Raw genomic sequence first — 20,782 nt, forward strand, 5'->3', positions numbered from 1 at the left:
TTGCATTATGATTTGGAATATGAAACAAAAAATTACGGTTTTGGTGGTTGACGATTCGGCTTTTATGAGAAAAGTAATATCGGATATTCTAAACAGCGATGAAGAAATAAAGGTAATCGATACTGCGCAAAATGGTCTTGAAGCTCTTGAAAAGGCACACAAGCTTAAACCGGATGTTATTACTCTGGACTTGAAAATGCCGGTTATGGACGGCCTTGAGTGCTTAAGAAAACTGAATGAAACTATGCGTATTCCGGTCATTATGCTAAGCAGTATTACTAAAGAAGGTGCTGAAGCAACTATTCAGGCTTTGGCCGAAGGAGCAATGGATTTTGTTGCGAAACCGGAAAACATATTTGATATGAAAGAAGAAAAAATGAAGAATGAAATAATTGAAAAAGTAAAGATTGCTAAAAACTACAAATACCTTCAGAATGACAAAAAGATTGCAGGTACCGTAACAAAAGCCGATAGGGCCCAAAGCAAGATTCGAAATATTGTGGCAATCGGTACTTCTACCGGGGGGCCAAGGGCACTTCAGGATGTTTTGCCACTGCTTCCTGCAAACGTAGATGCAGCTTTTTTAATAGTGCAGCACATGCCCGGAGGATTTACAAAATCACTGGCCGAAAGACTTGACTCCATATGCAATGTAATGGTGAAAGAGGCTGAGGATAATGAAATTTTGGAAAACTCACATGTATACATTGCTCCCGGAGACTATCATATGCTTCTTGAGAGCAAAGGCAATGATTTGTTTAAAATAAAACTTTCAAAGGATCCGCCGTTAGGAGGTCACAGACCCTCAGTTGACGTAATGATGGAATCGGTGTCCAACACAGGATTTAAAAACGTTGTGGCAGTGATAATGACAGGGATGGGACGGGACGGAAGTGAAGGTATAAAAAAGTTGAAAAGTATTAATAATGCACATGTAATTGCACAGGATGAAAACTCATGCGTTGTATTTGGGATGCCAAGGGTCGCAATTAGCACAGGAGCAGTAGATGTTGTTGTACCGCTGAAAGAAATAGCGAATGAGATTATGAAAATAGTGGGGGTGCATGAATAATGGACATGAGTCAATACCTCGAGATTTTTATTGACGAAACAAAAGAACATTTGCAAGGTTTGAACCAATCGTTGCTTCAACTAGAACAGAATCCGGAAGATACATCGGTTTTGAATGAGATATTCAGGGTTGCTCATACATTAAAAGGCATGTCCGGTACAATGGGATTTACGAAAATGGCAAAGCTGACCCATGATATGGAGAATGTTTTGCAGGCACTAAGAAACAATCAAATAAAAGCCACTTCAAAACTTGTGGATTTGCTGTTTAAGTGTCTAGATGCTCTTGAAAACTATACCGACAATATTGTAAACAGCGGAAGTGAAGGCAGCAACGAGTACAATGACATCATCATGGAGCTCAATAATACTATTCAAATGAAATCCTCCGCGGATGTACAGCAAAAGACGGATTCTTCCGGGAAAAAACCTTCGGATTTAGCAGAAGCTTTAAAAGAGCAAAATCAGCATCCGACTGCAGCCATCAAGCTTAATCAGTACGAACAGAATGTTGCCAACAAGGCAAAAGAAATGAATATGAATGTCTTTAAGATTACGGTTGTACTGAATAAAGGCTGTGTTTTAAAATCTGCTAGAACATTTATTATATTCCAGACATTAGAAAGACATGGTGAGATTATCAAGTCGGAACCGAAAGTTGAAGATATTGAAGATGAAAAATTTGACTTTGAGTTTACTGTGGTATGCGTAACAAAAGAAAGTGCAGAGGTGTTTACAAGAGACATTAATGGAATTGCCGAGGTTGATGAAGTAATAGTAGTTCCGATGGAAACCGCAGAGCTCAAAACTCCAGCAGAGCAGAGTGAGGACACTTCTGTTGAGGAGAATACCCATACAGAAGGGGAAGAGGCACATTCCCACGAAGAGAAAAGCGAATCAAATACTGCATCTCAAGTCCATAAGACGAAAACCGGCAAGACCGTCAGGGTTGACATTGACAGACTGGATGTATTGATGAATTTAGTCAGTGAGCTTATTATCATTAAAACCAGACTTGCATGTCTTAACGGTACTGAGAATACTCAAACCTATAATGAAACAATTGAGTACTTAGAGCGCATAACTACAAGTCTTAATGATGCGGTTATGAAGGTTAGAATGGTGCCGGTTGAAATGGTATTCAACCGATTCCCGAGAATGATAAGGGACATTGCCAGGGACCTCGGGAAAGAAATCCAGCTTAATATGACAGGTGTTGAGACTGAACTTGACCGAACGGTTATTGACGAGATAGGAGATCCCCTTATCCATTTGCTTAGAAACTCGGCGGATCACGGAATCGAATCGAAAGAGAAAAGACTCGAGATGGGTAAGCCTGCCGTTGGCCATATAAATTTGAGGGCTTATCAGGATGGGGACAATGTTGTGATAGAAGTTGAGGATGACGGACAGGGAATAAATATTGAGAAGGTAAAAAATAAGGCCATAGAAAGAGGTCTTGTAAAGAAAGAAATCGCCAATACTCTGTCACAGAAGGATATTATTGACTTCTTGTTTAAACCGTCCTTCAGTACTTCGGATAGCATTACAAATATATCCGGAAGAGGAGTAGGGCTTGATGTGGTAAAGACCAAGATAGAGCAGCTTGGAGGTATTGTTGAGGTTGAAACGGAGGCGGGAAAAGGAAGCAAGTTTATAATAAGACTTCCTCTCACTCTTGCAATAATACAGGCACTTTTGGTTATGGTCGGAAATGAAAAATATGCAATACCTTTAAGCAGTACCAAGGAAATAATCAAAATAACTCCTGAGCAGATAAAAATGGTTCAAAAGCAGGAAGTAATTTTGCTTAGGAACACAGTGGTGCCGATTGTGAGACTTGACAAGATTCTGGAGGTTCCTCCAGTTGAAAGGACAAAGAAAGATATGACAGTAGTTATTGTAAAAAAAGGAGAAAAGCTTTCAGGTTTCTTGGTAGACTCGCTGATAGGACAACAGGAAATTGTTATAAAATCACTGGGCAAGCTCCTTTCAGGTGTTAAATGGATTGCCGGCGCCACCATTCTTGGAGACGGAAATGTCGCACTGATACTGGATGTTAATTTATTAGCTGTGTAGAAGGGAGTTGAAGGAGATGGAAGAAAGAATTAACGCAGAAACCAAGCAATATGTTGTCTTCAAGCTAGGAAGGGAAGACTATGGACTTGATATTCAAAAAGTGACAACCATTGAAAGAATGATGCCGGCTGCAAGAGTACCGAAAACTCCCGATTATATAAGGGGTGTAATAAACTTAAGGGGAGAAATAATCCCCGTGATGGATGTAAGGAAAAAATTCGAACTGCCTCCGGTTGAGGAAACTGATGAAACCAGAATTATTATCCTAAAATTTGATGATATCGTCTTTGGAATAATTGTGGATGAGGTTGATGAAGTACTGGATTTGACAGAAGAGTCAATAGAAAATGTATCCAGCTTTACTAATGATGTGTCGATGGATTATATATATGGCGTAGGCAAAGTAGGCGACAGAATTGTTACCCTTTTGAACCTGGAAAAGCTTACGGATATAGATGATGAAGATAAACAAGGAGATTAGAGAAATGAGTGTGAATTTTGATAGTCTTGACAATGTACACATTGATGTATTGAGGGAAATAGGAAATATTGGCTCGGGAAATGCCGTTACTGCTTTGGCAAAAATGCTGAATAAAAAGATTAATATGGATGTACCCCAAGTGAAAGTGCTTCAATTTCAGGAAGTGAGCGACATCTTAGGCGGAGCCGAAATTCCGGTGGTTGGTTTGCTTTTAAGTGTTACCGGTGACATAAGCGGCAATATAATGTTTATTCTGGAATATGAAGCTGCCGGCGTTTTGGTTAATATCCTAATGGGAAAGCCTTTGAATGAAACAGTTGCCTTTGATGAAATTGAGGTTTCCGCATTAAAAGAAATAGGCAATATTCTTGCAGGTTCATACCTGTCGGCACTGTCTACTCTGACAAACTTAAACATATTACCTTCAGTGCCTGAACTTGCAATGGACATGGCAGGAGCAATAATAAGTGTTCCGGCAATCGAATTTGGAAAGATTGGAGATTCGGTTTTGTTTATTGAAACAGAATTTTCTGAAGGCAGTACAAAAGTTGTGGGGAATTTTTTCCTTGTGCCTGATGTTGATTCATATGAAGTATTATTAAAAGCTTTGGGAGTCGCTGGTTAAATGGAGAATATTATAAAAGTTGGGATGGCAGATTTGAAAGCATCGCATCATCCTGCGATATTAACTACTCTGGGACTTGGATCGTGTGTGGGAATAGCGCTTTTTGACAGGGTTACAAAAATAGTTGGACTTGCCCATGCCATGCTTCCGGACAGTACACAGGTAAAAAACAGAACAAATGCCGCAAAATTTGTTGATACGGCTGTAGACCTCCTTGTGGAAGAAATGCTGAATCTCGGCGCGGTGAAGAATAAAATTGTAGCGAAACTGGCCGGAGGAGCGCAAATGTTTACTTTTACCCAAGGAGCGGAGTTAATGCGTATTGGTTACAGAAATGTGGCAGCGGCAAAAACGAAATTGGACAGCCTCAATATTCCCATAATCTCTGAGGATACCGGAGGAAATTACGGCCGCACTATTGAGCTTGATTCGGAAAGCGGCATACTCTTGGTTAAAACTATAGGATATGGAATTAAACAAATATGAGAGAGGATTGACAAATGGATTACATCTGCAAAATTCCGTTTATAATGGGTGCTTCTGCAGCGATTATAGTAGGATTAATCAGTTATAATAATGGCTATGACTTAAAGACCATTTGTGTCAGAATGACAGCCGGTATGATAATATTTTTTGCTGCCGGTGTGTTTCTAAGAAAGCTTATAAATAATGTTTACGAAGAAGTAAGTAAGAATGAGCAGAAAGTTTCGGATACTTCTGAACTTTCGGACATGGACAAAAAAGAACATGATAAAAATCATGGGATTGATTATAGAGTGGGAGATGATTCGTCAGACGACGGAAATGGGCAAGTCGAAGGTGACAAGATTTATGATGAAGAGTTTACACCGCTGGAAGCAAGCCGTGTAACCATTAAAGACAATAAGTTTTAAAAGTTTATTATATATATAAAATAAATGGGTAATGGGGGATTAATATGTCATCCGCGAGTAACAAACAACTGGAATTATGGAGACAGTACACTGATACTAAGAACCCGGCAATAAAAGAGCAACTCATTATTGAGTACTCGAATATTGTAAAGTATATTGCAGGCAGACTCAGCATATACTTCGGTTCTAATGTTGAATATGATGATTTGATTGGATATGGAATATTTGGCCTGATTGACGCTATTGAGAAGTTTGATATCAACAAAGGAGTCAAGTTTGAAACTTATGCATCATTAAGGATTAGGGGCTCAATTATTGACAGTATAAGGGAACTGGATTGGGTGCCGAGGTCCTTGCGTCAAAAAAACAAAGAACTGGAAAAGGTTTATGCCGAAATTGAAAATGAGCTTGGCCGATCTGCTTCGGACAAAGAAGTGGCAGACAAGCTGGGAATAAGCGTTGATGAATTAAACAAGCTCCTAAGTGAGGTAAATCTTTCTTCAATGATATCTTTGGAGGAGTTTTTGGAGCAAAACTATGAGATAGGTGTTACAAGTGCTCCGGACAGCAGGGACGAAAAGCCCGAAGGCTATATAGAAATGGCAGAGCTTAGGGAGATACTGGCAGATGCCATAAACAAACTCCCGGAAAAAGAAAAGATGGTTGTTACTTTGTATTATTTTGAAGATTTGACATTGAAAGAAATTAGTGCGATAATGAAAGTATCGGAGTCACGAATTTCTCAATTGCATACAAAGGCAATTCTGCGACTTAGAGGTAAGCTTGCACGTCACAAAAGTATTTTAAGCGATTGACAATGCAAAAATCAAATAACAAAGGGGGGAGACCGGTATGTCAGACTCTAGGAGAGGCTCGTCCTATGGTAGTCCGAACGACGGTTTTTTTGAAATTCAATATAATGAAAACGGCGTATATCTTAAAGTGCATCCTCCGATTGGAAAAGGCAAGGCAGTTGAAGTAAACGATGTAATAAGCAGGCTTGCGCAGAAAAAAGTCATCTATGACAAGGAAATGGTTGAGTTTGCCGTTCAAAAGGCGGTAAGCGCGCCGGTGAAGATTGGTGAACCTCAGGAGGAGCTTAAACTTGACGCAACAATAGATGTAAATATTTCCCATGACAAGATGAAAGCTACGATGGTAATAAAACCCCCTGATGGCGGGAGAATGCTGACCAAAGATGAGATGATGGAGATTTTGAAAAGCAACGGTGTAAAATACGGAATAAACGAATCAACGCTTGAAAATGTTTCAAAGTATCCGGTCTATAATGAAGTAATAATAATTGCCGAGGGTACCCCTCCCACAAACGGTCAGAATGGGAGAGTGGAGTTTCATTTTGATTTGAACAAGGAAAGAAAGCCCACTGTTCTTGAGGATGGAAGAGTGGACTTTAGAGAATTGAACCTTATTGAAAGCGTAAGAAAAGGACAGGTTTTGTGTACCCTTGTTCCTCCGCTTCCGGGCACACCGGGCAGGACGGTAGAGGATACTGAGGTACCGGCTTTAGACGGAAAACCTGCCGTGCTGCCTAAAGGAAAACATGTTGAAATAACTGAAGACGGACAAAACCTCATTGCCGGCATAGACGGACAGGTAAATTTGATAGACGGTAAGGTAAGTGTTTTTGCCAATTATGAAGTTCCTGCAGATGTTGACAACTCTACCGGAAATATAAGTTTTGTTGGCAATGTTATCATAAGAGGAAATGTTCTGTCGGGCTTTACTGTCGAGGCCGGAGGCAATGTTGAAGTAATGGGCGTGGTAGAGGCGGCTGTTATAAAGGCCGATGGCGATATTATTCTAAGAAGAGGGATGCAGGGACTTGGAAAAGGTATACTAAAAAGCGGCGGCGACATAATTGCAAAATATATTGAAAACAGCATTATTGAAGCTAAAGGCGATATAAAAGCCGAAGCTATAATGCACAGTAATGTTAAATGCGGAAACAAATTGGAGCTTTCCGGTAAAAAAGGTCTTTTGATTGGCGGAAAGTGCAAAGTGGGAAAAGAAGTATCGGCAAAGGTCATTGGCTCATATCTTGCCACCCACACCGATGTTGAAGTTGGTATTGATCCTCAGATTAAAGAGCGTTATAAAGAGATTCGAGATGAAATTCATAAAATTGAAGAGGATTTGGTTAAAGCGGAGCAGGCTATAACAATACTAAAGAAGATTGAGGCTGCGGGAAAAATGACCCCGGAAAAACAGGAACTGATGGCCAGAAGCATCAGAACAAAAATATACTATTCAAACAGGCTTAATGAATTAAAAGAGGAACTGGCGATAACGGAGCAAAGACTTCAGAAGGAAGCCGACGGAAAGATCAGGGTATTCGATCACATATATCCGGGAACAAAGGTTAGTATAGGGACAAGTATGATGTATGTCAAAGAGGATCTTCAATACTGCACATTATACAGGGACGGGTCCGATATAAGAGTAGGACCTATTGACAAATAGAATAATTATTATGTGGAAGTGATGCCGTATGTCGATTAAACCCATTGATTTTCAGGTGATGATTCCGAAGACGGCCGAGATATCTAAAATTCAAAATGATCAGCAGCAGAAAAACGTTGTTTTTAATGAGCAGCAAACCGATATAACGCGGCAAAAATTTGAGGAAAACATTAATACTGTGCATTCAAGAGATAATGCTCAGAATGTGAAAATAGACAGTAATCAGGAAAAAAAGAAGGATGAAAAAAGGCAGAAAAAAAACCAGAACAGGGCAAAGTACGGAACAAAAGGAGAAAAAGAGCCGGAGGAGCAGACGAGTGTAATAGACATAAGATTGTAAATTTGATTTTAAGCAAAAGATAAAGGAGTGGTGAAATGACGGGTTTCTATGTAAGCGTGATGTTTATAGGGATTTTGCTGATACTTGTATCCCTCACTTTGATTTTCTTGGATAAAAGGAAATCAAGTGAAGATGCGAAAAGAATTGATGAGAAAAAGGAAGAGCTTTCCAAGATTATTTCGGATGCAGACCTTATGGTTCAAGAACTGAACAAATTTTCCGATTATGTCATTTCCCAAGTGGAGCAAAAGAATAAAGAAACTCTGGATTTGATTAGAAATGCTGAAGAGAGGCTGGAGAAGTTAACAAAAGAATTCACCAATGTAATGGAGAATTCCGACAAAGAAAGGTTTGTTGAAGATAACGGGGATTCCTTTGTGGAGGTAAAATCCGATCTTGTTATTGACAGCATAAAGTTTGAAGACACAGCTGTAAATGCTGCAAAACCTTATCAAATTAAATTACAGGCTATTGCCGAGGAGAAAGTTATACCCATAAACAGCAAACATAAAGAGGTTTTGGCCTTGGCTCAAAAAGGTCTTAATGAAACTGAGATAGCGAAGAAACTAAGTATAGGCAAGGGTGAGATACAACTTATCCTTGGTGTGAACAAATAAAACACTTTATTCTTGTCTGCGGGGGATTGTATGGCTAGATTTCACATTAAAAGCATATTATTGGGTGTTGGAATAGGTGTGGTTTTGACAACACTGACAGGTATTATTTATTCCGCCGGAATGGAACCTCAAATGAGCAAAGAGGAAATTATGGCTAAAGCCAGGCAGTATGGTATGGTTTCAAACAACGAAATAATTGAACAAGGGGAACCTGACGGAAAAATGCAGGCAGAACCGGCTAAAGAACCGGAAGACAGTGAAAATAAACAAGTTGAGCCTGCTTATGACTTGGAAAATAATGAAGATATGCAGGATAAATCGGCTACAGAGCCGGAAAATACCGGGAATGCGCAGGCACAGTCAACTGCAAATCCGGGGGATACGGAAAATATGCAGGCAAAGCCAACCGAAGCTACAGAAATCGTTGAAAAAAGGAAGGTTCAAATAAGCATAGCTCCGGGAGACAATCCGAATGATGTTGCCAAGCAGCTTGTTGAAAATGGATTGATAGACGATCCCAAAATATTTGTGAACGAAATTAAATCCTTGAACCTTCAGAGGTCTATGCAGGTGGGGAAATATACTATTGAGGAAGGAACCGATATTCAAACTATTATAAAAATAATTTGCAAAAGAAAAAAAATCTGAGCATTTAATTATCAAAAGTTAATTATCAAAAATTGGTGAAAAAAGAGCTATATAATTTAGGCTCTTTTTTATTTTCACCAAATTCAAAGGGTAAAGATGATGCTTTTTGTCAATAATCAAGAATGGGAAATATTTGTAATGTTTTTAATTGGTATGTTATTATGTATCAATAATTATAACATGGCGAAATGAGGTGTGGGAGCTTGAGACATAGAATTATTATACTTGCTGCTTTAGTGCAGCTGGTTATACTTTCGGGATGCACATCTTCAAAAACGGTATTAGGACCAAAGAAAGAAGTAAATTCATACAGTGAAGAGACGGTAGAGGTTGAAAAACTTCTGGTTTTGGATATTTTCTGTGATTCAGGCAATATTGAGATGTACACTTGGGACAAGGATAAAGTGAAGTTTGAAATGACAAAAAGGGTGAGGGGAACTGAAGATGAAGAGACTTTAAAGCAAAAATTTGAGAATTTTAGTATTGACATAAGCCAGAACGAAAATAATGTTATTTTTAGGTCGGAGTACAAGGGCAAAGATAAAAATCCCATTGATAAAAGCATTGATTTAAAAATATATGTTCCCAAAGCCGAAAAAACTCTAAACTTAAAATTGGATACCGGCAATATAAAATTTTACGATGATATCAAAGGAGTCTTAAACGCCGATATAAACATGGCGAATATGGAGATTAACAGGTTTTTGGGTGTGGTAAATATCAAAGGTAATGTGGGAAACGTAATAATATCAAACGGCAAAATATACGGCACGTCCGGTATAATCAAGAATATTGGAAGCATAAGCGTAAAGGCGGAGCTTCAAGAAGGAGGAGATTATACTTTTAAAACCGGAACTGGTAATATCGATTTGATGCTTCCTAAATATTCAAAAATCTCTTTTGAAAGCGTGGGAGAATTGGAAGTAAATGAATTTAGTGATTTTAGTCATCCCACAAAGGCGAAAGTAGAAACTTCAATGGGCAAGATAGCGATTACATCATATTAGATAAATTTTATGTATCTTACGATATTTATGATATACTTTTGTTGTCGGTTGAAATAATTAAATCCGTTACATATGAATCGACGGTTATTGATGAAATAACGGCAGGTGGATAATTATGAGAACTTTTATAGCGGTTGATTTTAGTATGGGATTGAAAAAAGAAATATTGAAGCTTCAGACCCAGCTTAGAAGCTTGACTTCTTCCGGAAGATGGAAATATATTGATAATTTTCATCTCACTTTGAAATTTTTGGGCGAGATAGAGAAATCCAAGGTACTGGATATTAGCGAAGGGCTTTATGAGGTGTGCACAAATACCCGGAGGTTTTGCCTTAATATCGATGGATTGAGTTTTTTTCCCGGAAACAAGTGTCTTAGGGTGCTGTGGTTAAAGCTTGCAGGTGATCTTGAAAGCCTTAACAAGCTCCAATCGGAAATAGATATGAAGCTTGAGAAACTGGGGTTTGAAAGGGAGAAGAGGCGCTATGTACCCCATGTAACCATAGCTCAGGATGTTGTATTTAATATGGATTTTGAAGAAATAAAGCAGCTTGCGGCAAGCTATCGGTTTCCGACAATTGAAGTTCAGAGCGTAAGTCTCTTTAAAAGCGAACAGATAGGCCCAAAAAGGGTTTACACCCCAATAGCGGAGCATAAGCTGCTTTAGTTGACAAGGTATATAAAATAGAATACAATTACCGCGGGTATTATTTTAATACTTTTTTTAATATAAAGGAGAATCGGAATGAGAAAAAAGTATGTAATATTTGCGGTAATTGCTTTTTTGACAGGAATATCGGTATTTGGCGCATGCAATCGCAGTTCAAACAGTGATGACACTGTTGCAGTTATAAATGAGAAAGATACAGGTACCTATCAAAACGGTTTGGAAAAAGATGAAGCGAAAGATAGTGAAAAGGATAATAGTTCAAACAGCACAGTAACCGCCACTGTCTATAACACCATAGAGCCCACAGCAACTCCTGTAAAGGAATTAAAAATTGTAGCGGTAGGAGATATTCTCTTAGGCCGGGGCGTGGGCATGAGGCTTAAAAACGGCAATAAAGACTATACCTATCCTTTTCTTGAGGTAAGAGACATCCTAAAGAAAGGTGATGTGATTTTTTGCAATTTGGAGGAGTCCATTACCGCCAGCACTCATTCGCTTACAGGTATAAAAGAAGGCGGTAAATATGTGCTGAAAAATGATGTGGAGGCAATAGAAGGGCTCAAATATGCGGGATTTAATTTAATGAACCTTGCCAACAACCACATACTTGATTATTATGAGAAGGGCTTGTTTGACACGATGGAGATTTTGGACAAAAACGGTATCAAGTATGCGGGGGCGGGAAAAAATCTGGAGGAGGCCAGAAAGCCTGCAATAATGGAAGTAAAAGGTATGAAAGTGGGTATGCTGGCTTACACTGATATGGCAGAGGTTGTATATAAGGGCAATCCGAATTACAAATTTGCAGCCGGTGAGGACAAGCCCGGGGTGGCACCAAGACCTTTAAAGTTTGACGATTCCATCAAGAAGGATATAGAACAAGTACGGGACAAGGTTGATATTTTAATTGTTTCACTTCACTGGGGAGTGGAGGAAAGCTTTGTAGTTTTGCCTGAACAGAGGGAATTTGCTTACAATCTTATAGACAACGGTGTGGATGTGATATTAGGACATCATCCTCATCAGTTCCAGGGCATAGAAATCTATAAAGGTAAACCGATTTTTTACAGCCTGGGTAATTTTATTTTTGACCAGAACGACCCGGAAAACCAAGAGGCTTTTATTGTTACACTGGATTATAAAGGCACCGAATTGGTTGGAGTAGAGGCGCTACCGGTAAGAACGATCGGGAAAATCCAGGTGGTTCCTCAAAAAGGTGATGAAGCAAAGTCTATTTTGGAAAGAGAAAAAAACTTGTGTGACAAGCTTGACACAAAATGCTTTATTAAAGACGACAAATTGTATTTTGAATTGAAAAACGGCAATGATTTAAGATAAGAGGCGTGAAACTACGATAAATTACTAAACCGCATATTTATTGTAAATTTAAATCATAAAATTATTGCATACATCAAATTTTATGGTATTATTGGATAGTAAAACAAAATATATTTTGGATTTTATTTACCCTTGCTTCTTACTTATTATTCAATATATTGAAGGCAAAAATACATTTATGCGGTTTGAAATTGCTTGATAAATAAGTTTCCAAATTTGTCAGGAGATTTTACAGGATATTTTTATGTTTTGGATATTGTTCTAATTTATTGGGTAAATATATAGTGACATTTTCGATGAAAGGGATGAGAAGGATGGATGCATGGCGCGGATTCAATGAAGGTAATTGGTGCCGGGAAATTGATGTTCGTGATTTTATAATAAGAAATTATACTCCATATGAAGGTGACGACAGCTTTCTTGTGGGTCCTACGGAGAAGACCCGGAAGCTTTGGGAGAAGGTTTCCGAGCTTTTGAAGAAAGAACGGGAGAACGGCGGAGTATTGGACGTGGATACCCATACAATTTCAACAATTACGTCTCATAAACCGGGATATATAGATAGAAATCTTGAAGTTGTGGTGGGGCTTCAGACAGATGAACCGTTAAAAAGAGCCATAATGCCTTTCGGAGGTATGCGTATGGTGGTCAAGGGAGCTGAGGCTTACGGGCATAATGTGGACCCTGATGTTGTTGAAATATTTACAAAATACAGAAAAACCCACAATCAGGGAGTTTATGATGTATACACACCGGAAATGAGAAAAGCCAAAAAGGCTGGAATTATTACAGGGCTTCCTGATGCATACGGAAGAGGAAGAATAATTGGCGATTACAGAAGAGTTCCGCTTTATGGAGTTGACAGGCTGATTGCTGAAAAAGAGAATGAATTGACGAGCCTTGAGCTGGATTATATTGATTATGAGACAGTTCGAGACAGGGAAGAGATCAGTGAGCAGATTAAGGCGCTAAATCAGCTTAAGGAAATGGCTTTAAGCTATGGTTTTGACATATCGGTCCCTGCAAAGGATGCCAAAGAAGCCGTTCAATGGCTGTATTTTGCATATCTTGCAGCAGTCAAAGAGCAGAACGGTGCTGCAATGAGTATTGGACGTATATCCACTTTCCTTGACATATACATTGAGAGGGACTTAAAAGAGGGCAAAATTACGGAGGAATTGGCTCAGGAACTGGTTGACCAGTTGGTTATAAAGCTAAGATTGGTGAGATTTTTAAGGACTCCCGAGTATGAGAAGCTCTTTAGCGGAGACCCCACATGGGTAACCGAAAGTATTGGAGGTATGGCGCTGGATGGAAGAACATTAGTTACCAAATCTTCCTTCAGGTTTTTGCACACGCTTTTCAACCTTGGTCATGCACCGGAGCCAAATCTTACAGTGCTTTGGTCTGTTAATCTTCCAGAAGGATTTAAAAAGTATTGTGCAAAGGTATCAATTCATTCGAGCTCCATACAGTATGAAAGTGACGACATAATGAGGCATTACTGGGGAGACGATTATGGAATTGCGTGCTGTGTTTCTGCCATGAGAATCGGCAAGCAGATGCAGTTCTTCGGTGCCAGATGCAATCTTGCAAAGGCGTTTCTTTACGCTATCAACGGCGGAAAGGATGAAATGACGGGAGACCAGATTGCTCCTATGTTTGCACCGATAGAAACGGAATATCTTGATTATGAAGATGTAATGAAGAGATTCGACATGGTACTTGACTGGGTGGCAAGGCTTTATATGAACACCCTCAATATAATTCACTACATGCATGACAAATATGCATATGAGTCCTTGCAGATGGCGCTTCATGACAAAGATGTGTTCAGGACAATGGCATGCGGAATAGCCGGATTGTCTGTGGTGGCAGACTCTTTAAGTGCAATAAAATATGCAAAGGTAAAGCCGGTACGTAACGAAAACAATCTGGTTGTCGATTACGAAGTTGAAGGTGATTATCCGAAATTCGGAAACAATGACGAGCGTGTTGACGAAATAGCTGTAAAAGTAGTAAAAATGTTTATGGGTAAGCTCAGGAAACAAAGGACATACAGAAAATCGACCCCGACCCTTTCCATACTCACCATAACTTCAAATGTGGTATATGGAAAGAAGACTGGCAATACACCGGACGGCAGAAAAACAGGAGAACCTTTGGCACCGGGAGCAAATCCGATGCACGGAAGGGACATAAATGGTGCTTTGGCTGTACTGAGCAGTATTGCAAAGCTTCCGTATGAATATGCCCAAGACGGCATATCATACACTTTCTCCATAATTCCAAAAGCTTTGGGAAGAGATGAGGAAACCAGAATAGACAATCTTAAATCGCTGCTCGACGGATATTTCAAGCAAGGAGGACACCACATAAATATAAATGTGTTTGAAAAAGAGACATTGCTGGATGCAATGGAACATCCGGAAAAATATCCGCAGCTTACCATAAGAGTGTCGGGATATGCGGTGAACTTTATAAAGCTTACCAGGGAACAGCAGCTGGACGTTATCAACAGAACAATCCACGGAAAGGTCTAATAGAAAGGACGGGGCAATGACATTAAAGGGCAGGGTACACTCATTTGAATCTTTTGGGACAGTGGACGGACCGGGTATAAGGTTTGTAGTTTTCATGCAAGGGTGTCCGTTACGCTGCATATATTGTCACAACAGGGATACCTGGGATGTTAATGCGGGGAGTGAATATACTCCCCAAGAAATAATTGATGAAATGAAAAAATATATAGACTATATAAGGATTTCAGGCGGCGGAATCACTGTTACCGGCGGTGAGCCTGTACTTCAGGCCGATTTTGTGGCAGAGGTGTTTAGACTTGCAAAAGAATTGGGTGTGCATACGGCGCTGGATACCAATGGATTTGCCGATATAGAGAAGGTTGAAAACCTCATTAAGTATACTGACCTTGTATTGTTGGATATAAAGCATGCCCGGGAGGATAAGCATAAGATAATTACCGGTGTGTCCAACGAAAAAATCAAGCGTTTTGCGCTGTATTTATCCGAAAAAGGAGTGCCTATCTGGATAAGATATGTCCTTGTCCCCGGATATACCGATGATGAAGCCGATCTTAAAATGGCAGCTGATTTTATCAGTAAGCTAAAAACAGTAGAAAAAATAGAAGTTCTTCCTTATCACAGCATGGGAGCGTACAAATGGGAAAAGCTCGGTCAGAAATATGCCCTTGAAGGAGTGAAGGGACCAAGTTCTGAAGATGTGAAAAAAGCAAAGCAAATTCTGTCCGGCAAATAATAAAAGCCCGGTGCTTTTATTATTTGCCTTTTTCAATTGCCAATTTGCTTTGTTTGAGCTTGGGTTTGGCCTGGGAGATTCTTTTTATATTTCTTTTATATTTGTTCTTTATATGGACGGTGTTGTAGACACCTAAGTCCAATCTGTCAAATATTGAGGCGAAAATCTTTGAGGTGTATGCGGCATCATTTAGTGCCCGGTGAAGATTTTCGTCTATTTTTACGCCAATCAAAGAAAGAGCATTTTCAAGGCTGTATCTTTGACCCGGGGGCAGGTCATGAATAGCTGAAAACTGCTTTTGAATGTCAATATTTCTTTTAAGCCAGTCAGTTTTTATTCTGTTGAATTTACAGTTTAATATCAGGTTGTGAACATCATCGTGCCCCCAACTGATAAGAATATAATCGTCTCCAATCCACCGCATGAATTGCTTTATGACGTTTCTAAAACTGTCGGCACTGTTGATTTGCTCCTGGGTGATTTTTGTTTTTTGCTTTACCACAGGAAAGAGCTTTTTAAAGCATTTTGGTTTTATAAAAGAGCTGAATACACTTAATTCCTGCAAATTCTCATTAAGTTTTATCGCCCCGATTTCAATAATTTCATTGGGAATACTGCTTTTAAAGGGCTTGCTGTTAAGCTCCAAGTCATATACTATGTAATTCATATGCTTATCTCTACTTTCTTCTTAAGTTTTTTGATATTCTTTCAAACAGGCATTTAAAAGTATGCGCAAAAACCAGCTTGTTTATAAGATATTATGCTGTAAAAAATAGTATTTTGTGACATTACCAATAAAGCTATTCAATCTAAAAAGCATTCTATTGTCCATATTTAACTTTATCATATTATTATGTAAAAAGGGAGATTATATATTTATAAATATTTTTGATAATAGCTTTGGAGTGATGTCAATGAAATTAAAATTCGCAATAATATTCCTTGCGGTTCTTTTACTTGCAGGCTGCAGCGCTAACATAAATTATGACGGCAATAATAATGACACTAATAACGTCGAGTTTACAAGGCTTGGTCAGGAGAATACCGTTGGGGCAGGTTCGTCGGACGAAATAAGGATACTAAGTGCCAACACAACTGTGGGCTATGAGGAATATGCAAGCATCAGTATAATAGGCAAACCCGGGGAAACGTACACCATAACATCAAAATATAAATGGGGCGGAGAAGATGTTTCTGTGTTTGAAAAGAGGACAGCAAACAGAGACGGAGTTGCAACATGGGTATGGAAAGTGCGGTCAAACACAACACCCGGAACTTACCCGATAGTAATAACCGGAGGAAATCAGCGGATTGAAACATCTTACACAGTTTTGCCATAGATTAAAACAATGAATAAAAAACTATTACACAAGAAAAAATGTTGTAATAGTTTTTTATTTTAGTTAATATAAATTAAATATTGTATTTTAGACTTTATGCGTTGTTAGTATTGGAATCCCCTTTATCAAATTTATTGGAAAAATACAATAACAACTTTGTTACGATGTAAAACAATATTAAAACTGTGAATACTCCAGCCAGTCCCAATAAAGCTACATTAATACCGCTAGTAAATGCTTCCCAATTTACTCTCATTAATAATCAACCCTTTCTACATAAATAATGGCACCAGTGCAAGAATCATACCGCCGGCAACTATTGAACCTAATTGTCCGGAAACATTTGCACTTATGGATTGAGCTATAATGAAGTTTGTAGGATCCTCCTTGGTTGCCATCTGCTGTATAACTCTTGCCGACATCGGAAACGCAGAAATTCCGGCAGCACCTATCATTGGGTTTATTTTTTTCTTTAAGAACAGATTCAGAATCTTTGCAAAAATTACTCCGCCTGCAGTATCAAATATGAAAGCAACAAGTCCCAAACCAATGATCGCCAATGTTTTTAGATCAAAGAATTTTTCCCCGACCATGGTAGAACCTATTGTAATACCCAAAAGTATGGTTACCAGATTGGCAAGCTCATTTTGAGCGGATTTGGACAGTCTATCCAGTACGCCGCATTCTCTAATGAGATTTCCGAACATTAAAAACCCTACAAGAGCTACGCTCGATGGAGCAATAAGTCCGGCTAATATAGTAACGATTATAGGGAACAAAATCTTGACCACTTTTGGTACTTTTTCTTCGGTATATTCCATGCGAATAAGTCTTTCTTTTTTAGTGGTAAGAAGCTTGATAACTGGAGGCTGAATTATTGGAACCAGAGACATATAAGAGTATGCGGCAACAGTGATAGGAGCAATAAGGGTTGGAGCCAGTTTTTGCGCAACAATTATGGAAGTTGGACCGTCAGCAGCACCGATGATACCGATTGTAGCAGCCTCTGGTAAGCTGAAGCCGAATAAAGTTGCAACCAACATTGTAGCAAAAATACCAAATTGTGCAGCAGCACCGAAAAACAACATAAAAGGATTTTTAAGCAGCGGCCCGAAATCAATCATAGCACCGACGGCAATAAAGATTAATACCGGAAAAAGTTCTGTCTTTATTCCTGCGTTGTACAAGGCTGTTAAAACACCCTCAGGTTTTATAGCATCTGAGAAAGGTATGTTTGCTAGAATTGCGCCGAATCCGATAGGAAGTAAAAGCGTAGGTTCATATTCTTTTGCTATTGCAAGGTAAATAAGTATACCTGCAATAATAAACATGGCAAAGTTCTGCCAGCCAAGACCAAGTATACCTTTAAGAAGCTCTTGCACGATTAGTCCTCCTTATTTTAATTTTTTTTTCCCATTCCAGTATATTTGTTTTATGTCCTTATTTCAAGTGTAATTATTATAAAATTCATAGTCAAAGAAAAAGGCAATCAGGTAAATATGACTCAATTTTATCAAAAAAATGAAATTTTTTAATACAAATTTGTTTAAAAGCTAAAGAATGTTGGTAATATTCATTAAATTTGTATTGAAACGTGATTTGTTATGATGTTTTTTGATTTTTTATTCTGGTATATGTGGAGGGATATGATTTGAACGGCAATGCGGCAAAATTGATATTTGGCAATGCAAAGAAAATTAAAAGACCATATCCATTAAAATCGAAAGAGTTGGAAAGGAGATTGCTTGCTGAAAAATACTTAAGGATTTTTAGAAGAAAATACAGTTGCCTTTATAACATTGTCAACAGTATTGATCTTCCTATAATCACCGTGTCTTATCCGAGTCTTAAAATAATTGGGATTAATAATAAAGCAATGAGAGAGATAAAGCTTTTGAGAAGGTGTGCCGTTTTTGTAAAAGAAGTTAAAAAAGATAATAATATATTAAATGTGTTATCAAAGGCATATTCTTGTCCAAATCGGAAGCATATAGCTAAAATGCTTTCTGCAAAGTTTCCTGCATATCTTCCCAATATTGAGATTGAGAATAATAATGGCAGGAAAATCTACTATAGATTAATGTACCAGCCAATTCTGAATCCGTATAATAAAATAATAGGTTTTATGATAATTCCCATTGACATAACCCAAGAAGTGGAACAGAAAAAATATGTGGAAAACCTGGCCAGGTTCAAAGATGAATTCCTATACAGCATAACCCATGAGTTTAAAACGCCTTTGGTGGTTATAAGTGCTGCCTTACAGGCAATGGAGACTCTTTGCAAAGACGAGCTTACTGATGGAATTAAGAGATACTTAAATAGGATTAAACAAAATACTTTCAGGCAGATAAGGCTTGTGAACAATTTACTGGACATTGCAAGAATTGAAGCGGGCCATATCAAAATATTCAAGAAGAATATGGATATTGTTGCCGTAACCCGCCTGATAACCGAATCCGTATCCATGTTTGCAGATTTAAAAGGTGTAAAGCTTTTCTTTTACTCGGATATAAATAAGAAGATTATAGCTATTGATGAAGAGAAGTATGAACGAATTATGCTTAATTTACTTTCAAATGCAATTAAATTTACTCCGAAGGGTAATTCGGTGTATGTGGAAGTGTTGAGCCGGGAAGGTTATGTGGAGATACAGGTTAAAGACAGCGGCATAGGAATTCCCAAAGACAAAATAAAGACCATTTTTGAAAGGTTCGGGCAGGTGGATAGCTCAATGTCAAGAAATGCTGAGGGTACAGGTATAGGATTGTCCGTGGTTCGCATGTTTGTTGATGCCATGGGAGGAAAAATTTCTGTAATAAGCGAAGAGAACGTCGGCAGCACTTTTACGGTCACTTTGCCGGATGTTATAACCGAATGCGGATATGAAAATGACTGCCTTGGGGATTTATGTGACAATAGTTTGATACAGGCTATTAAGATAGAGTTTTCAGATATATATTTTGATGAAAACGGTTTGAGAAAGGGGGCACGGGGAATATAAAATTCATAGGGTAGTTTTAGCATGGTATAATACCCTTAAAAAATAACATTAAAATAGACTTATAAGAGGTTTTTAAAGGAGGCGTATTTTCAGAGAATTATTAACAAGAGACTTCCCTAGGGTTATAATAGAATAAAGGGGGAGTGTAGATGAAAATAATTCTCGATGATAAGAGAGAGCTTCCGTCAAAAGGGTATAATTGTGTAAGAACCTATGAAGATTGTATTGTACTGCTGGATGTATTTAAGGAAATATGCTTTATTTGCCTTGATTATCATCTGGAAGGCAATACAGGTTATGATGTTTTGGTTTACGTGCGTGAAAACGGAATACAGCCGAAACACATTAATTTTCACTCCGATGACAAGGCTTGCAGGAGTAAAATGGTGGATTATGCAAAAAAACATTTTCCTTCTGCTTTCATTACAGAGAATTCAAAAGTAAAATAATTTTCTGATTATAAACTATATATTGATTATTTATTGTTAAAATATCACAATAAGCAACTTGTGAATAAAGAAGCTAAAGCCAATATTAGATTTTAAAACAAAAAAGTACTGTCTCAAAACTATTCTGCTTTGAGACAGTACTTTTAATATTGGTGCGCCATCGGGGACTCGAACCCAGGGCCCACTGATTAAGAGTCAGTTGCTCTACCAACTGAGCTAATGGCGCATATCGTATTTTGTCCGCCGAACAATTATATATTATAAGAGCTAAACATTATCTTGTCAACACAAAATTAAAAAAATTTTTTAATTTTTTTGCAGGTATTATAAGTGATAAATTGCCAAAAATTTTTTTAAAAAATATGTTGACTTTATAATAGAGGTTGTTGTATAATACATCTTGCGTGATTGATAAATGACTTGCCGAAGTGGTGAAATTGGCAGACGCACTGGACTCAAAATC

22 protein-coding genes and 1 tRNA gene are annotated in these 20,782 nt (G+C 38.3%); 19 read left to right on the forward strand and 4 right to left on the reverse strand.

Going from position 1 to position 20,782, the window contains the following annotated elements:
* The first annotated feature begins 7 nt into the window (after positions 1-7).
* From PLH43_RS04525 to pflA, 16 genes are all read left to right on the forward strand, one after another.
* Positions 8-1,072, forward strand: a complete 1,065-nt coding sequence (locus PLH43_RS04525) for a chemotaxis response regulator protein-glutamate methylesterase (protein ID WP_324360539.1) — start codon at positions 8-10, stop codon at positions 1,070-1,072.
* On the forward strand, positions 1,072-3,150 hold the full coding sequence (locus PLH43_RS04530; RefSeq protein WP_324360541.1) for a chemotaxis protein CheA: 2,079 nt from the start codon (positions 1,072-1,074) through the stop codon (positions 3,148-3,150). The genes PLH43_RS04525 and PLH43_RS04530 overlap by 1 nt, the downstream gene beginning before the upstream one ends.
* Before the next feature lie 16 nt (positions 3,151-3,166).
* Positions 3,167-3,631 carry a chemotaxis protein CheW gene (locus PLH43_RS04535; RefSeq protein WP_324360543.1) on the forward strand — a complete coding sequence of 155 codons (465 nt, stop codon included), beginning with the start codon at positions 3,167-3,169 and terminating at the stop codon, positions 3,629-3,631.
* A gap of 4 nt (positions 3,632-3,635) precedes the next feature.
* On the forward strand, positions 3,636-4,256 hold the full coding sequence (locus PLH43_RS04540) for a chemotaxis protein CheC (RefSeq protein ID WP_324360545.1): 621 nt from the start codon (positions 3,636-3,638) through the stop codon (positions 4,254-4,256).
* On the forward strand, positions 4,257-4,742 hold the full coding sequence (locus PLH43_RS04545) for a chemotaxis protein CheD (RefSeq protein ID WP_324360547.1): 486 nt from the start codon (positions 4,257-4,259) through the stop codon (positions 4,740-4,742).
* A gap of 14 nt (positions 4,743-4,756) precedes the next feature.
* Entirely contained in the window at positions 4,757-5,149 is a 393-nt protein-coding gene (locus PLH43_RS04550; RefSeq protein WP_324360549.1) for a hypothetical protein, read from the forward strand.
* Positions 5,150-5,193: 44 nt separating this feature from the next.
* A complete protein-coding gene (locus PLH43_RS04555; protein WP_324360551.1) occupies positions 5,194-5,964 on the forward strand; it encodes a FliA/WhiG family RNA polymerase sigma factor in 771 nt (256 codons plus the stop codon).
* 37 nt (positions 5,965-6,001) lie between these two features.
* Positions 6,002-7,630 (forward strand): FapA family protein, encoded by a 1,629-nt coding sequence (locus PLH43_RS04560; protein WP_324360553.1) that lies wholly within the window; start codon positions 6,002-6,004, stop codon positions 7,628-7,630.
* 28 nt (positions 7,631-7,658) lie between these two features.
* Complete coding sequence (locus PLH43_RS04565) at positions 7,659-7,970, forward strand: hypothetical protein (protein ID WP_324360555.1); 312 nt, start codon at positions 7,659-7,661, stop codon at positions 7,968-7,970.
* A gap of 35 nt (positions 7,971-8,005) precedes the next feature.
* Positions 8,006-8,587: a hypothetical protein gene (locus tag PLH43_RS04570; RefSeq protein WP_324360556.1), complete on the forward strand. Its 582-nt coding sequence runs from the start codon at positions 8,006-8,008 to the stop codon at positions 8,585-8,587.
* 30 nt (positions 8,588-8,617) lie between these two features.
* Entirely contained in the window at positions 8,618-9,235 is a 618-nt protein-coding gene (locus PLH43_RS04575; RefSeq protein ID WP_324360559.1) for an aminodeoxychorismate lyase, read from the forward strand.
* A gap of 203 nt (positions 9,236-9,438) precedes the next feature.
* The gene (locus PLH43_RS04580) at positions 9,439-10,242 is read left to right on the forward strand and encodes a hypothetical protein (protein ID WP_324360561.1); all 804 of its coding nucleotides are present in this window, start codon (positions 9,439-9,441) and stop codon (positions 10,240-10,242) included.
* Positions 10,243-10,357: 115 nt separating this feature from the next.
* Positions 10,358-10,909 carry an RNA 2',3'-cyclic phosphodiesterase gene (gene thpR / locus PLH43_RS04585; RefSeq protein WP_324360563.1) on the forward strand — a complete coding sequence of 184 codons (552 nt, stop codon included), beginning with the start codon at positions 10,358-10,360 and terminating at the stop codon, positions 10,907-10,909.
* 78 nt (positions 10,910-10,987) lie between these two features.
* Entirely contained in the window at positions 10,988-12,250 is a 1,263-nt protein-coding gene (locus PLH43_RS04590; RefSeq protein ID WP_324360565.1) for a CapA family protein, read from the forward strand.
* A gap of 314 nt (positions 12,251-12,564) precedes the next feature.
* Positions 12,565-14,793, forward strand: coding sequence for a formate C-acetyltransferase (pflB, locus tag PLH43_RS04595; RefSeq protein WP_324360567.1), 2,229 nt, complete (start codon positions 12,565-12,567; stop codon positions 14,791-14,793).
* A gap of 16 nt (positions 14,794-14,809) precedes the next feature.
* Positions 14,810-15,526: a pyruvate formate-lyase-activating protein gene (gene pflA, locus PLH43_RS04600; RefSeq protein WP_324360569.1), complete on the forward strand. Its 717-nt coding sequence runs from the start codon at positions 14,810-14,812 to the stop codon at positions 15,524-15,526.
* Between the two features lie 19 nt (positions 15,527-15,545).
* Here pflA and PLH43_RS04605 read toward each other — a convergent pair whose 3' ends face one another.
* Positions 15,546-16,193: a 3'-5' exonuclease gene (locus PLH43_RS04605; protein WP_324360571.1), complete on the reverse strand. Its 648-nt coding sequence runs from the start codon at positions 16,191-16,193 to the stop codon at positions 15,546-15,548.
* Between the two features lie 247 nt (positions 16,194-16,440).
* On the opposite strand from PLH43_RS04605, the gene PLH43_RS04610 reads away from it, so the two are divergent.
* Entirely contained in the window at positions 16,441-16,866 is a 426-nt protein-coding gene (locus tag PLH43_RS04610) for a hypothetical protein (RefSeq protein ID WP_324360573.1), read from the forward strand.
* A gap of 94 nt (positions 16,867-16,960) precedes the next feature.
* Here PLH43_RS04610 and PLH43_RS04615 read toward each other — a convergent pair whose 3' ends face one another.
* Positions 16,961-17,122: an OadG family protein gene (locus PLH43_RS04615; protein ID WP_324360575.1), complete on the reverse strand. Its 162-nt coding sequence runs from the start codon at positions 17,120-17,122 to the stop codon at positions 16,961-16,963.
* A 16-nt stretch (positions 17,123-17,138) separates the two neighbouring features.
* Positions 17,139-18,248: a sodium ion-translocating decarboxylase subunit beta gene (locus tag PLH43_RS04620; protein ID WP_324360577.1), complete on the reverse strand. Its 1,110-nt coding sequence runs from the start codon at positions 18,246-18,248 to the stop codon at positions 17,139-17,141.
* Between the two features lie 269 nt (positions 18,249-18,517).
* On the opposite strand from PLH43_RS04620, the gene PLH43_RS04625 reads away from it, so the two are divergent.
* On the forward strand, positions 18,518-19,870 hold the full coding sequence (locus tag PLH43_RS04625) for a HAMP domain-containing sensor histidine kinase (protein ID WP_324360579.1): 1,353 nt from the start codon (positions 18,518-18,520) through the stop codon (positions 19,868-19,870).
* 149 nt (positions 19,871-20,019) lie between these two features.
* Complete coding sequence (locus PLH43_RS04630; protein ID WP_324360581.1) at positions 20,020-20,319, forward strand: cyclic-phosphate processing receiver domain-containing protein; 300 nt, start codon at positions 20,020-20,022, stop codon at positions 20,317-20,319.
* A gap of 150 nt (positions 20,320-20,469) precedes the next feature.
* Here the strand turns inward: PLH43_RS04630 and PLH43_RS04635 are convergent.
* Positions 20,470-20,545: transfer RNA gene (locus PLH43_RS04635), tRNA-Lys, on the reverse strand.
* Between the last annotated feature and the right edge of the window lie 237 nt (positions 20,546-20,782).

The organism is Acetivibrio sp. (assembly GCF_035371925.1).
Taxonomy (GTDB): domain Bacteria; phylum Bacillota; class Clostridia; order Acetivibrionales; family Acetivibrionaceae; genus Hungateiclostridium.